Origin of the sequence: Hymenobacter arizonensis (assembly GCF_900115775.1) — a bacterium.
Taxonomy (GTDB): Bacteria; Bacteroidota; Bacteroidia; order Cytophagales; family Hymenobacteraceae; genus Hymenobacter; species Hymenobacter arizonensis.
Genome location: NZ_FOXS01000005.1, coordinates 426,348 through 441,647, shown reverse-complemented (window position 1 = coordinate 441,647; position 15,300 = coordinate 426,348). Strand labels below are relative to the sequence as shown.

Annotated in this window: 12 protein-coding genes; 2 read left to right on the top strand and 10 right to left on the bottom strand. The window is 64.1% G+C overall.

Annotated features, from left to right (window positions below):
• Positions 1 to 172: 172 nt before the first annotated feature.
• The gene (locus BMZ66_RS18355; RefSeq protein ID WP_092676982.1) at positions 173 to 1,357 is read left to right on the top strand and encodes a PepSY-associated TM helix domain-containing protein; all 1,185 of its coding nucleotides are present in this window, start codon (positions 173 to 175) and stop codon (positions 1,355 to 1,357) included.
• 173 nt (positions 1,358 to 1,530) lie between these two features.
• Here the strand turns inward: BMZ66_RS18355 and BMZ66_RS18350 are convergent, their stop codons facing one another.
• The 7 genes from BMZ66_RS18350 to BMZ66_RS18320 all read right to left on the bottom strand — a co-directional run bounded on the left by BMZ66_RS18350 (position 1,531) and on the right by BMZ66_RS18320 (position 10,285).
• On the bottom strand, positions 1,531 to 4,500 hold the full coding sequence (locus BMZ66_RS18350) for a PAS domain-containing protein (RefSeq protein ID WP_092676979.1): 2,970 nt from the start codon (positions 4,498 to 4,500) through the stop codon (positions 1,531 to 1,533).
• Positions 4,501 to 4,895: 395 nt separating this feature from the next.
• Positions 4,896 to 5,408, bottom strand: a complete 513-nt coding sequence (locus BMZ66_RS18345) for a RidA family protein (protein WP_092676977.1) — start codon at positions 5,406 to 5,408, stop codon at positions 4,896 to 4,898.
• Positions 5,409 to 5,508: 100 nt separating this feature from the next.
• A complete protein-coding gene (locus BMZ66_RS18340) occupies positions 5,509 to 6,450 on the bottom strand; it encodes an NAD(P)-dependent alcohol dehydrogenase (RefSeq protein WP_092676975.1) in 942 nt (313 codons plus the stop codon).
• A complete protein-coding gene (locus BMZ66_RS18335; protein WP_092676973.1) occupies positions 6,447 to 7,202 on the bottom strand; it encodes a pirin family protein in 756 nt (251 codons plus the stop codon). The genes BMZ66_RS18340 and BMZ66_RS18335 overlap by 4 nt, the downstream gene beginning before the upstream one ends.
• Entirely contained in the window at positions 7,195 to 8,100 is a 906-nt protein-coding gene (locus BMZ66_RS18330) for an alpha/beta hydrolase (protein ID WP_092676971.1), read from the bottom strand. Before BMZ66_RS18330 ends, BMZ66_RS18335 begins: the two co-directional genes overlap by 8 nt.
• Positions 8,101 to 8,138: 38 nt before the next feature.
• Positions 8,139 to 9,221 (bottom strand): alkene reductase, encoded by a 1,083-nt coding sequence (locus tag BMZ66_RS18325; protein WP_092676969.1) that lies wholly within the window; start codon positions 9,219 to 9,221, stop codon positions 8,139 to 8,141.
• An 80-nt stretch (positions 9,222 to 9,301) separates the two neighbouring features.
• On the bottom strand, positions 9,302 to 10,285 hold the full coding sequence (locus BMZ66_RS18320) for a helix-turn-helix transcriptional regulator (RefSeq protein ID WP_092676967.1): 984 nt from the start codon (positions 10,283 to 10,285) through the stop codon (positions 9,302 to 9,304).
• Positions 10,286 to 10,569: 284 nt separating this feature from the next.
• Here BMZ66_RS18320 and BMZ66_RS18315 point away from each other — a divergent pair, with 284 nt between their 5' ends.
• The gene (locus tag BMZ66_RS18315; RefSeq protein WP_092676965.1) at positions 10,570 to 12,615 is read left to right on the top strand and encodes a HelD family protein; all 2,046 of its coding nucleotides are present in this window, start codon (positions 10,570 to 10,572) and stop codon (positions 12,613 to 12,615) included.
• 137 nt (positions 12,616 to 12,752) lie between these two features.
• Here BMZ66_RS18315 and BMZ66_RS18310 read toward each other — a convergent pair whose 3' ends face one another.
• From BMZ66_RS18310 to BMZ66_RS18300, 3 genes are all read right to left on the bottom strand, one after another.
• Positions 12,753 to 13,598 (bottom strand): phosphatase PAP2 family protein, encoded by an 846-nt coding sequence (locus BMZ66_RS18310; protein ID WP_092676963.1) that lies wholly within the window; start codon positions 13,596 to 13,598, stop codon positions 12,753 to 12,755.
• A 152-nt stretch (positions 13,599 to 13,750) separates the two neighbouring features.
• Positions 13,751 to 14,386: a hypothetical protein gene (locus tag BMZ66_RS18305; protein ID WP_092676961.1), complete on the bottom strand. Its 636-nt coding sequence runs from the start codon at positions 14,384 to 14,386 to the stop codon at positions 13,751 to 13,753.
• Positions 14,386 to 15,234 carry a metallophosphoesterase family protein gene (locus tag BMZ66_RS18300; protein WP_092676959.1) on the bottom strand — a complete coding sequence of 283 codons (849 nt, stop codon included), beginning with the start codon at positions 15,232 to 15,234 and terminating at the stop codon, positions 14,386 to 14,388. The genes BMZ66_RS18305 and BMZ66_RS18300 overlap by 1 nt, the downstream gene beginning before the upstream one ends.
• Between the last annotated feature and the right edge of the window lie 66 nt (positions 15,235 to 15,300).

Genomic DNA, 15,300 nt, shown 5'->3' with positions numbered 1-15,300 from the left:
TAAGAAACTGATGACGTGAGGCTGAGCGGAGTCGAAGTACCTCTACCACGAGCGTAAAATCAATGGTGAGTGTGCTCGATTCGCTGCAACGAAGCGGTAGAGGTGCTTCGATTCCGCTCAGCCTCACGTTCCAGCTTGACGACCAACAGCTATTCAACACCCCTCCCTCCCCATGACCGTTAAACAAGCCATTGGCAAGCTGCACCTCTGGTTGGGCCTGAGCTCGGGGCTGGTGGTGTTCATTGTGAGCCTAACGGGTGCCATTTTCACCTTTCAGGACGAAATCCGGGACGTGACCGAGCCCTGGCGCACGGTGGAAGCGCAAGCCAGCATGCCCATGCTGCTGCCTTCGCGCCTGCAGACTGCCGCACTGGCCAAGCACCCCGGCGTGGCAAAGGCCAGCACGTGGGTAACCTACTTCGGGCCCGAGCGCTCGGCGACGGTGTTCTTCACCAGCCCGGCCGGCACGCCCACGCAGGTGTACCTGAACCCCTACACCGGCCGGGTGCTGCACGAGCTGGACCTGAGCCGCCACTTTTTCACCATCGTGCAGGAAATTCACATGACCCTGCTGCTGCCCGAGGCGGTGGCCAAGTGGGTGGTGGGCGGCAGCGTGGTCATCTTTCTGGTGCTGCTGGGCACGGGCTTGGCGCTGTGGTGGCCCAAGCGCAAACAGGAGCGCAAGCAGCGGCTCACCATCAAGTGGGGGTCCCGCTGGCGACGCTTAAACTACGACCTGCACAACGTGCTGGGCTTCTACATTGCCAGCCTGGCCGGGGTGCTGGCCCTTACGGGCCTGTTTATGCTTTTCCCAGTGCTGCTCGACGCAACCATGCTGGTGGCCAATGGCGGCCGCACCTATCCGCAGGAAAAAGTGGTGGCCAAGGTTGATACCCTGCAGGCCGTAACGGCTGCCGCGCTGCCCCTGCCCGACCTCATTTACCGCACGGTGCGGCGCCGCTCGCCGCAGGCCGAAATGGTGCTCCTCGGGCCAACGGGAACCGGCAAAGACCCCGCCTACTGCTGGGCCTACCAGCGCGCCCTGCACTACTACCACCGCGACGAGTACGCGTTTCACCCCGTGTCGGGCCAGGTGCTGCAGGCCCGCTTCCACGCCGGCAAAAGCAACGGCATGAAGCTGGGCGACATGAACTACGATTTGCACACGGGCCAGATTTTGGGCCTGGGCGGCAAAATAGTGGCCTTTCTCGTCAGCCTGCTGGCGGCCAGCCTGCCCGTAACGGGCACGTTGCTGTGGTGGGGGCGCCGGAACAAAAAGCCCAAAGCCCGCGCCCATGTACCGGCGGCGGCTTCGCCCCGGGCGCCTGCCGCTTCCGTGCGTGCCGGGGTCCGTTAACAGCCCAGATAGGCATCGGCGCACTTTCACTCAGGCCAGAAAACTCGGGCGGCCACGTCATTGGGCCACGTCCACGGCTGGCCCCAAAGGCTGCGCACCGTCGTGGAGCAGGCCCGGTTCAGGGGCAAATGGTTTCGTTGCCGAGCAGCGTGCCGGAGAAGGCAGCCACAAGGTCAGGCAGAAATAAAGGCTGGAAAAGGCTCCCTGACGAGGCTGCCCGCGTGGGGCAGAAACACAAAAAAGGTGGTGCCGGCCCCAAGCTGGCTGTGCACCTCGATACGCCCCCCGGCGTTCTCGACCATGCGCTTGACCATGTAGAGGCCGATGCCCGTGCCCTCGACGTGGTCGTGGAAGCGCTGAAACATATTGAAGAGGCGCGGCAGGTGATTGCCATCCAGCCCAAGGCCGTTGTCGTGCACTTCGAGCACGGTGTGGCCGTCGCGGATGTGCGCCCGCACATCGATGCGGGGCGGGCGGTCGGGCGAGTGGTATTTGATGGCGTTGCTGAGCAGGTTGTAGACAATGCTGCGCAGGTTCTTTTGCGAAAAATGAACGGGCGGCTGGGCCGACACGTCGACAACGAGCTTGGCGCCGGCGGCCTGCAGCAGGGGCCGCAGGTCTTGACGGACGTCCTCAACCACGGCGGCCAGGTCGACCAGGGTGGCAGTGGGCGCGTTTTCTTTTTGCAGCTTGCTTACTTCGGTGAGGTGGTTGATAGTGCGCTTGAAGCGTTCCACCGACTCCAGCATCCGGCTTAAGGTTGGGCCAATGTGCGCGTCCTGAGTTACCTCGGCGGGCAGCTCTTCCCGCAGCAGGTAGAGCAGGCCCTCAATGTTGGAAATGGGGGCTTTGAGGTCGTGAGAAGCGGTATAGATGAAGTTATCTAGGTCGACGTTGGTGCGCATGAGCTGCGTATTGGAGGTACCAAGCTCAGCATTGGATGCGGCCAGCTGCTCATTGATTGCGGCCAGCTGGTCGTTGAGCTCCTGCACCCGCTGGCGGGCCTGAACCTGCGCGGTGACGTCGGTGCCCACCGCCGCCACGCGGGTAACGGTGCCATCGGCGTCGCGCAGGGGCTGGTACACGTAAGTCAGGTATACGGTTTGCACCGTGCCGCCGCGCAGCAGCTGCGCGGGAACGCCTTCGGCTACAAACGCCTCTCCACTCTGGCGGACGCCATCGAGCAATTCCTGGAAGCCCTGGTCGCGCACCTCCGGCAAGGCCTCGAACACGGGACGGCCCAACACTTCGGCCGGGGCCCGGCCCCACAGCCGGCCCATGAACGGGTTAGCAACTTCCACCACATAGTCGGCCCCGCGGAGGATGCCAATGGCAACCGGGGCCTGCTCGAACAAGTCCCGCAGCTGCTGGCGCTCGGCCTCGCGCTGCTCCCGGGCCTGCACCTGCTCCGTGACGTCGAAGGCGAAGATGGAAACCCCGGCAATTTGGTCGTTTTCGCGGTAGGCCTGGTAAGTAAAAGTGTAGTACACCTGCTGGACGAGGCCACCCCCGGCCGGCACGAGGCGCATGGGCAGCTCCGTGCCAAAGAATGTTTCACCGGTGCGGTACACGCGGTCGAGCAGACGCAGGAAGCCGGCCTCTTCGGTTTCGGGCAAGGCCTCGGCCAAGGGCCGGCCGGTGAGCTGGCGCTCGGGAAAGAGTTGCTGATAGGCGACGTTGACGTACTCGAAGCGGTGCTCCGGCCCCCGTAGCAAGGCCACGGCGGCGGGGGTATCGGCCAGAATTTGGAAGAAGGCTTCGCGCTGCTGCGCCTGGCGCTGGGCGGCGGCCAGCACTTCGGCCTGCAGAGTTTCGGCCTGTTGGCGGGCGCGCACCCGCTCCGTCACGTTGACGGCGAAGCTCATCACGCCTTCCATCTGTCCGGCGGCGTCGAACATGGGGTGGAGGCTAAGGTCGAAGTACTCGTCGTGCAGTTTCCCGTCTCGGAAACGGTCGAGGCGGCGGAGGGCTTCCAGCACGTGCACGGGCTCACCGGTGCGGTACACGCGGTCAAACGGCTCGTGGTTTTCCTCGGGCAGCTCGGGCAGGGCCTGGCGGTGGGATAAGCCGACAAGCGGTCGGTTCTGCAACAGCTCGTGGGTGCCGGGGTGCACCAAGGTCCAAACGTGGTCGGGGCCGGTGAAGATGTTGATGAGCGCCGGTGCCTGATTGAAAAGGCGCAGCAGGCGGTTGCGCTGTTCCTCGGCGTCGGTGCGGGAAGCCTCGGCTTCGCGCGTGCGCTGCTGCACCCGGGCCTCCAACTCGAGGTTGAGCTGCTGCACCTGCTGGCGGGCCCGCACCTGCTCGGTTACCTCGGTGCCAACAGTGAAAATGCCGCTGACGCGGCCGTCGGGCCCGTGCTGGGGCTCAAACACAGTGTTCCAGTACACCACCTCCTGCCGGCCGTGGCGGTGAATGACGGTGGGCTGCTCGTAGGCCGTGTGGGAAGCGCCAGTCGTGAACACGCGCTCGAAAATGGCCACGACTTCGGGCGTGGCGGTTTCGGGCAGCACCTCAACTATGGGCCGGTTTAGCACGGCCTCCAGCGGACGGTCCCAGATAGCCAGCATCGTGGCATTGGCCAGCTCCACCTGGAACTGGGCCCCCCGGTACATGGCCACGGCCACGGGGGCCTGCTCCAAAAAGTGCCTTACCTCGTGGCGCTGCTGCTCGGCATCGGCGCGGGCGGCCTGCTCACTGGCCTGGCTTTCGCGCAACAGCCGCTCCGACAATCGGCCCGCGGTGATGTCCTGCACGGACTGAATGATGAACTGCACCTGCCCAGCGGCGTCGAGCACAGGCGTGTGGCGCGGCAGCCAGTGGCGCTCCACAAACCGGCCGGGCTGCGCCCGGTCGGGCACGTCGTAGTGCTGCGGGGCCATTTCGTGCGGCTGCCGGGTGGCCAGCACCTGGGCCAGCGAGGCGCGCACGTTGGCCACGGCGTTGGCTTCGGGGGTACTGGGGTTGTCGGGAAAGGCGTCGAAAATGTGCTGCCCGACAATGACCTCCCGCTGAGTCAGGGTCGCGGCCAGATAGTCGTCGCTGGCGCCCACAATCACCCAGTCCGGCGACAGCAAAAGGTTGGCGCCGGGCAGGGCGTTGAAGACGGGCAGTAAATCGGGCGGTGGCGGGGCCAGAGACATCAATACAGCGTTCAGTTCGGAGGTGCAGATACGAAGGTCGTACTGATATAGGTTGGCAGCAGAGAAAAGAAACGAAGGACCCGCTGCACGCCGCGGCTATGCAGGCCAGAACGACTGCTTAGCGCAGCAGGTGAAGGTTGAGAACAAGGGTCGCTTGACCAGCGCTTCCGCTGCCGCCCCCCGCCAAACCAGCCCAACGAGCAGCTGTAGGCCTCCCCTGACGCCACACGCATGAAGTCCCTACGCGGGCTTACGGTGCACGAATTTGTCTGTACCCAATGGTAAATGAACCCGACTCTTTTTCCCTCGATACCCGGCCCACCTCACGCTGGGACCATACACTTAATTCGGGCAGGTGAGCCGCGGTGGGCCGAGGCCAGGCTCGCGCCCCGCTCCTACTCCACTTCCACCACCATCTCCACTTCCAGGGCCATGCCCAGGGGCAGGGCGTTGGTGCCGAGGGCCGTGCGGGCGTGCCGGCCCCGCTCCCCGAACACCTGAATGAGCAGGTCGGAGTAGCCGTTGATGACCTGGGGCTGCTCGGTGAAGGTATCGGCGGACTTCACGTAGCCGTTGACTTTGACGATGCGCCGGACCTTGCCTAGGTCGCCGAGTTCCTTTTTCAGCACGGCCAGCTGCAGCAGGGCCGTGAGGCGGGCGGCCTCGTAGCCCTGGGCCGTGGTCAGGTCGGCGCCCAGCCGGCCGGTGATGTAAGCGCCGCTGCTCTGGCGGGGGCCCTTGCCCGAGAGAAATAGCAGGTTGCCCACCCGCACCACGTCGACGTAGCTGCCGATGGCGGGGGCAACGGTCGGCAGGGTCAGCCCCAGCTGGGCGAGCTTGGCTTCGGGAGATTGGGCGAACGCAGGGCCAGCAAGGCCGAGCAGGATGGCAATGAGCAGGTTTTTCATGGGCAGGGCACGTAAGAGCAGATATTGGGAAAGGCACTGCAAACTACTGGGATATGCCGGAAACTCGCGCTGCCCTTCCATCGACTGCCCGCAGCTAGCCTTACGGCACCGTGAGCACGGCTTTGCCGACCACCCCGCCCCGCGCAACTTCCGCATAAGCCCGCTGAAAATCGGCCATTGGGTAGGTTTGGCTTACTACGACGTTCAGCCCGCGGGCGGCCAGGGCAGCCAGCTCGCGCAGGTAGGCGGGCGTGGGCTTGAGCATCAGTACCCGATATTTCTGCTGCGACACGAGGTTGTGCAGGAAGGAGCCCACTATTTCCCGGGGGCCGGGCACGGTGTTGATATAGGTTCCGGTGGGCTTCAACAGGGAGCGGGCCGCATGGAAGCTCAGCTTTCCCGACAAGTCCAGCACCACGTCGTAACGCCGGCCCAGGTGCCGGACGTCGTGCTCCCGGTAGTTCAGCACCACGTCGCTGCCCCACTGCCGGGCCTGTGCTACGCCCGCCAGCCCCACCACGGCCGTGACGTGGGCCCCGCGCTGCCGGGCCAGCTGCGTGGCGACCATGCCGATGCCTCCGCTGGCGCCGTTTAGCAGAATTTCGGTGCCCGGCCCCACCGCCACCAGTTGGTCAAACACCTGCAGCGCCGCAGACCCCACGACGGGCAGAGCCGCCGCTTGCGCAAAAGACAGGTTTGCGGGCTTGAGGACGAGGTCGGCGTCAGGCACCACCACGTACTCGGCCAGGGCACCGCCTTTGAACACGTCCATGAGGCCAAAAACTTCATCCCTGGGGCGGAAGCCGGAAACAGCTTCGCCCACGGCTTCCACCACTCCGGCGAAATCGATGCCCACGCCCTTGGGAAACTTCGAACCGGCCACGAGCTTCATTTCGCCCTGGCGGATTTTCCAGTCCAGGGGGTTGAGGGACACGGCCTTCACGCGGACCAGTACCGCGCCGGGCGTGAGGGCTGGCTGGGGCACTTCGGCCAGCTCCAGCACCTCTACGCCGCCAAACTGCTTATAAATAACCTTTTTCATCGCTGATTCCGGAGTTGGTTGCCGCTGTACATGCCTTGGTCAGAGTAGGCGCTGGCTGGGTCGGTGACCAGCAGCACCAGGTCGCTGGTGGGGCCGGCCACGAGTTGGGCCGCCTCGTTTTCCAGCAGCAGGCTCTCGCCCTTGCTTAAAGTGAGGTGGTTGTTCACCACCACTTCGCCCGCGAACACATACAGCAGACTGGTGGCCCCCGCCACTCGTGGAGCTGGCAGGGCCAGGCTCACGCCGCCTTCTAGGCGGGTGTCGTACACCCAGGTCTGGCTGCGGATGTGTAGCGGGAAGCTAGCGTCGGGGCCGGCCAGGACCCGCCACTGGTTGAGGCTGTATTTGCCGGCCGGCGCGTGGAACTGCACTTGCGGGGGCAGGCCGCTTTGGGCGGGGCGCAGGAAGATTTGCAGGCCTTCGAGCTCGCCGCCATCGGCCAGCACCTGCTCTTCGTGGAAGAAGGTCGACCCGGCGTTCATCAGCATGAACCGCTCGGCCGAGATGGGCTCGAAGTGGCCCTCCGAATCCCGGTGCTGCACGTGGCCGCTGCGCAGGTAGGTCAGAATCTCGTCGTCGCGGTGCGGGTGCATGGGCACCAGCGTACCCGGCCGCACGTGGGCGTGGTCGATGCGGCCCAGGGTGCCCAGGCCGGAGTCGGCGGCCCCCAGGGTTTGGCCCGGGAAGAGAATATCAATCCCGAAGCCGCCGTGCTGCTTGCTGATTTTTTCAGCGGTGCTGAGCTTATGCATAAATGGGGGCGTTAAGTTTCTCTTTCAAGAAAGACGCCGCCAGCTGCAGGGCCTCGGGGGTGCTGCCGAAAAAGCCGTGGACGTTTTCGTAGTTCTGGTAGGTAGTCTCCACCCCGGCGGCGTGAAGCTGCTCGGCGTAAGCCCGGCCTTCGTCGCGCAGCGGGTCGTAGTTGGCAGTTAGTATCAGGGCCGGGGGCAGACCGGCGAAGTCGGCTTGGCGCAGCAGCGAAGCCTCCTCGGCACGAGCGGCGTCGGGTAGGAAGTTGTCCCAAAACCAGCGCATCATGGGAGCCGTCAGGATGTAGCCCTCGGCGTTCTCTTCCCACGACGCGTGACCGGCCGAGTAGTGGTCCGTGACCGGGTAGGCGGCGAACTGGGCCTGTAGCGTGATGCCTTCGGCGGCGAGCTGCCGGGCTACGGACAGGGCCATGTAGCCGCCGGCGCTGTCGCCGGCCACGGCCAGGCGGTGGCCGTCGGCTCCAAACTCAGCGGCATGCTGCCGCAGCCAACGCACGGCCCGCAGGCTGCTGGCCGGGCCGGCCGGGAAGGGGTGCTCGGGCGCCAGCCGGTAGTCAACCGACATCACCACGGCCTCGGAGAGGCGGCAGAGCTGCCGGCACACCTCGTCGTGCGTGTCCAGGCTCATGAGCACGAAGCCCCCGCCGTGGAAATACGCAACCACCGGAAACGGCCCCTCCCCTTCCGGGAAGTAAAGGCGCACGGGAATGTCGCCGTCGGCCGTGGTGTTGAGGACCCGGCCTACTGCAGAGGGGTCGGGATTTTTGGGGAGAGATGACATCAGCGCCCGGGTTTCGGCCGGGGGCATGAGGTGCAGCTTATCGAAGCCCTTTTGCTGGGCGTAGGCAATATTTTGCCGAATAGCCTCGGAGAGTGCCATCGTAGTCAGGATTTCAGTTGATAAAGGACAGATGCTGATTAGCGCGCCAGTGCCGCGGCCAGCACGGGGTAGTCGGTGTAGCCCACCGGTCCGGGCGTGTAGAGGGTGGCGTAGTCCGGCGCGTTCAGCGGCGCGTCTTCTTCGATGCGCAGCGCGAGGTCGGGGTTGGCCAGAAAGGAGCGGCCAAAGGCAACCAGGTCGGCAAAGCCGTCGTTGAGGGCGGCTTCGGCTGTTTCGGGCGTGAGGCCGTTGCAGAGAATGATGGTGCCGCGGTAGGCGTCGCGAATGGCCGCCAGCAAGGCAGGCGGAATGGGGGCATTTACCCCGATGTGCAGGTAGGCTACGCCGATGCGGTCGAGCTCCCGGGCTAGGTACACGTAGGTTTCCTGCACCTCGTCCTCGTCGTAAGCAGCCAGGTCGCCCAGGGTGGAGAAGGGCGAGAAGCGTATGCCGACCTTCTCCGGCCCGATGGCCGCCGCGGTTTCGCGGGCCAAATCCAAGGCCAGGCGGGCCCGGTTTTTTACGCTGCCACCGTAGGCATCGGTGCGGGGGTTGACGTGGGGGTTCAGGAACTGCTCAATCAGGTAGCCGTTGGCGCCGTGCAACTCCACCCCGTCAAAGCCCGCGCTGATGGCGTTGCGGGCAGCCTGCACGTGGCCTTTGATTACGGCCAGGATGCCCTCGGTGGTGAGGGCGACCGGCGCGGAATGGTCTTGCATACCGGCCGTGTCGGTAAAAATCTGCCCGGCGGCCGGGATGTCAGACGGCCCGACCAGCCGGGCGCCGGCCGGCAGGTTGTCGACGTGGCCGATGCGGCCGGTGTGCATCAACTGCATGAAGATGCGGCTGTTGCCGGCGTGCACGGCGGCGGCTACTTGCTGCCAGCCCGCTACTTGCTCGGGCGAGAATACGCCCGGGATGCGCGGGTAACCCAGGGCATCGGGCAGGGGCGCGGTGCCTTCGGTGATGAGGAGGCCAGCCCCGGCGCGCTGGCCGTAGTATTCGGCCATGAGGGCATTGGGCAGGTTGTTGGTGGCGCGGCTGCGGGTCATCGGGGCCATCACCAGGTGGTTCTTGAGGGCCAGGCCGCCGTGGCGGTAGGGCGTGAGCATCTTCTTCATCTTTAGGTTGTTGCTTAGTACAACACAAAGGTGAGGGTGCCCGCCAGGGAGAAATAACCCGAAAAACCGCAAGAATAGTCCTATCCGCCAGCCGAGTAGCGCTTGGGCTTGGCGCCTAGGTGTTTTTCAAACAAGCGCGTGAAGTGGCTGAGGTTGGTGAAACCCAGCCGGAACCCCGTTTCCGACACCGAATAGCCGCTGTGGCGCAGCAGGAAAGCGGCCTCTTCCATGCGGGCCCGCTGGTAGTAGTTATAAATGCTGTCGCCGTACACTTGCTTAAACAAGGCACTCAGCTTGGATTCGCTCATGCCGGCCATGCGGGCCAGCGGCGGCAGCTGGGGCGGCGTGCCCAGGTCGGAGAGCACCGCCGCCTGCACCAGGGCCAGCTTTTCGGCGTCGGCCTTGTGGAGAGGGCTGTGCGGCGGGGCGTCGCGCTGCAGCAGCTTCTCGAACAAGCAATAAATGAGCTGCTGCACCCGAATGCGATAGAACAGGCTGCTCAACGGGTCGACGGGGCCCACGTCGGACATTTCCTTGAGGATGCGCTGCTCGTCGACGCCCATCCGCTCGTGGTAGTGAAACCCGGCAGCGCCACTCAGGATGGTGGCCACCACATTGTTGGGCTGCGCCACGCCCAGCAGCGTGCGCAGCGCCGGCAGCAGCACCCCCACCACGGTGAAGTAGATGTCGGTGTGCGCGGGAAAGTGGATGGTCGTGTCCAGGTCGGTGGAGGAAATCTCCACGGCAAACGCGGTGTTTCGGGCGAAGGCAAACTCCTGGCCCTCTGCTTCCAACGTCAGGGGTTCCTCGTTGAGGTTAAAGATGAAGCTGACGAGTTCGTGGTTGGGCAGCGGGGCAGCCCGCCGCTTCAGCACTAGGTCCTGCTTGAGCCGGTAGCGGTGCACGAACAGCCGAAAGTCGGGGCCCATGTCCACCTTGCGGATGCGGCCTTCGCCCAGCGTCGGCGGAATGTGCAGCGTATCGCCCGCCACCGGCAGGTTGAACTCCTCCCCGAAGCTCTTCAGAAAATCAAAGCCGGGATAAGGGACAAATTCAAACACCATGGCGAAGTGGGCAAAGGGGCGCGGGCCAAGATACCGGAATAGCGGCCCGCGGCAAGTTCGGTTTTAAGGTACAAAGCTCAGCTTGACCGCTACCCGGCGACTGCTAATCGAAACAGAAGCCGACTCGAAACTATGGCCAATATATCTTATTGATGAGCATTAAGTTGCGGCATTCCTCGCCGCATAGCCACCCGGCCATACGCCTAACAAAACAGAAAGCATGCTTCTGCAGCCCGGAATTTGAGCGGACCTTTAAGGTCTATTTTCAAAGAGCTGCAGTAGGGATGAACGCAACGGAGCAAGAAGAACGGGAATACCTGGAAGAAATCAAGGAGAAGCTGACGCTGGCCCTTCGGCGGATTGATGGCGACGTCAAGCAATTCTCCGACGAGCTGCGGCAGAAAAAGGAGTACATCCACGAGCACCAGTCCGGCATGGACGACGCCGACATGGTGGCGGCCGGCCAGTCCATCAACCGCATGGCCTTTACGGGCGAGGCCGCCGTGGCCCGCAAGCGGAAGCTGCTCAAGCTGACCCAGTCGCCCTACTTTGGCCGCATTGACTTTGCCGCCCGGGGTCGGGAGAAAACGCCGATTTACATCGGCATGTACTCCTTCATCGACGAACGGCAGCGCCAGGGCCTGATTTTCGACTGGCGGGCGCCCATTTCCTCCCTATTCTACGACTACGAGCTGGGCGAAGGCTCCTACCCCACCCCGTCGGGCACCATTCAGGGCACCATCGACCTCAAGCGGCAGTACAAAATTCGGGATGGCCGGCTGGAGTTCATGATTGAGAACGACGTCAACATTCACGACGACGTGCTGCAGCGCGAGCTGGCCCGCTCTTCCGACGACAAGATGAAGAATATCGTCGCGACCATTCAGCGCGACCAAAATGCGGTTATCCGCAACGAGACCGCGCCGGTGATGGTCATTCAGGGCGTGGCCGGCTCGGGCAAAACCTCCATTGCGCTGCACCGCATCGCCTTCCTGCTCTACCGCTTTCGCGAAACCATTGCGGCCAAGGACCTGCTCATTATTTCGCCCAACAAGGTATTTGCCGACTACATCTCCAACGTTTTGCCCGAGCTGGGGGAAGAGCACCTGCCCGAGCTGGGCATGGAGGAGCTGGCCGCCGACCTGCTCGAAAACAGGTACCCGTTTCAGACCTTCTTCGAACAGGTGTCGGCGCTGCTGGAGCAGCACCACCCCGCTTTCATCGAGCGCATCCGGGTCAAGTCCTCGTTCGAATTCCTGGGTCAGCTCAATCAATACCTGCTGTACGTGGAGAATAACTACTTCACCTGCACGGAGCTGAAGGTCGGGCAAACCGTTGTTCCCTTGCCATTCCTGCTGGCGAAGTTCAAGACTTATCACCGCGTGCCGGTGCTGAAGCGTTTTCCGCTGGTGGCCGAGGACGTGCGGAACTACGTGCGCGACGCCACCAAGCGCAAGCTCACCGGGCACGAGAAAGGCACTATTGGCGAGGCAATCCCGCGCATGTTCAGGGTCAATAACCTGCTGGACTTCTACCGGGATTTCTACCGCTGGATTGGACGGCCCGAGCTGTTCCGGCACGACCACCGCACGGGCCTGGAGTACGCCGATGTGTTTCCCCTCATCTACCTGCGGCTCCGGCTGGAAGGCATCTCAGCCTACGACCACGTCAAGCACTTGCTGATAGACGAGATGCAGGACTACACCCCCGTGCAATACGCGGTGCTGTCGCGGTTGTTCACGTGCCGCAAGACCATACTGGGCGATATCAGCCAGACCGTCAACCCCTACAGCGCGTCCTCGGCCGAAACCATCGAGCGCGTTTTCCCGCAAGCCGATGTGGTGAAGCTGTACCGCAGCTACCGCTCCACCGTCGAGATTACGACCTTCGCCCAGCGCATCATGCCCAATCCGCACATCATCCCGATGGAGCGGCACGGGCAAGAGCCCCTGGTGGGGCGCTACAACAGCCCCGACGAGGAGCTGCAAGCCATCCAAGGAATGATTACGGCCTTCCAGGGCTCCGAAAATCGTTCGATGGGCATCATCTGCAAGACCCTGCGGCAAGCCGAGGACGCCCATAAGGTGCTAAAAGCCCAGGGGGTTCATTTGCTCACGGCCGATTCCACCACCTTCAAAGAAGGCGTCATCATCACCACGGCCCACCTGGCCAAGGGCCTGGAGTTCGATGCGGTGATTGTGCCGTTTGCCTCCGCTCGAATTTATAAAACGGAGGTTGATAAGAGCATGCTTTATGTGGCGTGCACCCGAGCCATGCACCAGCTCACGCTGACTTATTCACGTGACATCACGCCGTTTCTGGCTTCCTGAAGCGCGTAACGATTGTTATCGAAGGGATGGCTTAGGAGCTGCATCATGAATCGGCAACCCGTGTTTAATGCACGAGTGGATTTTGTTAGCGGCAGCAGTGCGGAACCGCTTAACGACTTATGCGTCCAAAGCATCCATCATAACAGCACCACGACCGAGGCGCCCACGGTGCCGTTCAGGTACATCGGCAGCACTACGGCCCGGTCGCCGAGGCCGCGCATCAGCTGGCGGTGCAGCCACGGATACACCCAGTAGGCCAGCTCGGTGGAGAGCAGGCCCACGCCCGCCCCCGCCAGCACATCGGACAGCCAATGGTCGTCGTTGGCAATGCGCAGCCCCCCCGTGGCGGTGGCCACCACGTAGCCGCCCACGCTGTACCACCCACTGCGCCCGCCGTACTCCTTGTCCAGCACCCGGGCCGCCGAAAATGCCGCGCTCGTGTGCAGGCTCGGGAACGAATCAAAGCTGTTGCCCTGGGGCCGCTCGACGCGGGTGAGGCGCTTCAGGCCGCCCGAGGCCACGTTGTTGATGGTATAGGCCAGCCCGAACAACAAAGCTTGGTTCAAGGTGTTGTGGCGGCCTTTGACCCCGGCCAGGCTGAGGCCGAGGGTGGCGTAGGCGGGTACGTGCCGCAGCTGGTCGTCAATTTCGGTTCGGATGTGCGTGCGGGACTGCACTTCCCGCCGCAGCGGTTCGTCAATGCCCAAAACGTTGACTTTCCGGGTGCCCAGGACTGCCAGCGTGAGCAATGCCCCCGGCACCACCGTGCGGCGAAACGCCGGGCTCGCGGTGAAGTGATGGTAGCGGGCAGGACCAACGGGCCGCACCGAATCGGCCACCGGCTGGCGCGGAGCCGGCGGTTGGGGCCGGACCAGGGAGTCGACGGCCCCTACTTTCTGCGCCTGGGCCACTGCCAGGGGCGCTCCCGCGAGCCCCCCCACCAGCAGCACACGCACGAACCAGTCAGGTAATAGAATTCTCATTTTTTAAACGGCTCAATGCGGGGCTGCCGGCCCTAAATTGGGCGAAAAGCTACTGATTATTTAAAGGTTTAGGCGCTGGAACAGGTGATTGCGGCGCTGCTCCCGCTCTTGGTGCCACGCAGTCACGCGCCATCGGAAGCGGCGCCCTTGGCTTACAGGTCCAGCTTGAGGCCCACGCCCAGCGTGGCCACGTCCAGCGGGGAGAGCCCCCGTGGATTGCCCCACCAACTGGCCAGGTACAAGTCGTTCGTGCCCAATTCGTAGTACAGCGAAACCAGTCGGGGGGCGGCACCGGGCCGCTTGGCGGGCAGCGGGTAGGCTATGCGCCCCCCGAGGAAGCCCCCCACGCGGCCATGGGCCGACCACCAGTAGTACCCGCTGGGGTACTTGCCGTCCTGAGTGGCATTCAGCCCCTTGCTGGCCGTGTAGCTCAGGTAGCCGCCGAGGGCCAGCGGGCGCACGGCCCAGCCCCGGGGGCCCAGCGGAACGGTCCAGGGCATGAAGGTGGCCTTGGCCGTGAAAATGCCCATGGGCGTGATGCTGTAGCGGCGGGGCACGTAGCCCGCCAGCAGGTCCAGGTCCAGGCGGTTGCGGTTCAGGCGGTAGCCCACGCCTGCGGTTATCAGGCCTTGCCCGCCCGCAAACTGGCCCACGAGGTGGTGCGGCGCGTGCCAGCGGCGCGCCGGGAGCGTATCGGCGGGGGCGGCGGTTTGGGCCGCCGCGCCGGGGGGCGGCGCCAGCAGGACGCTGCCCAGCAGCCCCCCGCACACGGAGAAGAAGCGTCGCATCAGTACGGCACGGTTTGGAGCCGAAAGCCGCCCGTGCGCCCCATGGTGAGCATGACGTACTGGCGCTTTTCGAACCCGTATGAATTGATAAACGGCACGTGGAGCTCAAAGGGGTTGGAAATGCCGAAGCTGTGGCGGTGGCCGTTGAGGTGAAGCGCCAGCATGGGGGCCTCGCCCAGCGCCTGCACGTAGGGCGCCTGGAGCTGCGGGTCGAAATCGGCGTCTTCGGGCGGCACGTGGCACAGCACCACTTGCTGCGTCACCCCGGCCGAATCGGCCAGCTGGGCGCGGAGCCAGTCCACGTCGGGCACGCGGCCGTTGAAGCCGTACTCCCGGCCGTTGGTGTCGAGGCAGATAAAGCGCGTGCCGGCGTAGGTGAAGCTGTAGTTGAGCGGGCCGTACACGTTCTGGTAGGCCTGGCGGCCATTGGCCACGTGGTCGTGGTTGCCAATAACGGTCAGGTACGGCACGTTCAGGTGGCGGAGGCGGTCGTGCACCCAGCGCATTTCCCGCACCAGCCCGAAGTCGGACACGTCGCCCCCGAGGGCCACGAAGGCCACGCCCGGCTGCTGGTTCACGCTCCTTACAAACGCCGCGGCCTCGTCGTAGAAGCGCTGCGAGTCGCTGATGAATACGAACCGCAGGCTGTCGTCGCCCAGGGGGTTGGGGCGGGCAAGTAGGGCCTCCAGGTTTTTGCGGGTCAGGTCGCGGTAGGCTTCCGGCGTGTGCGTTTGGTTGGGGCTGAATTCGAACAGCTCGCAGCTCGTGAGCAGGACCAGGGCGGCCAGACCAGCGGCCCAGCCGCCCCAGCGGCGCCGCACCGATGGCAAGGAAAAGGGATTCTTCATAACCAGGAGCCGTTATGGATAAGTTGCGCGAATAATTCGGCATACAAATCCTGCTGTGGAGACCGG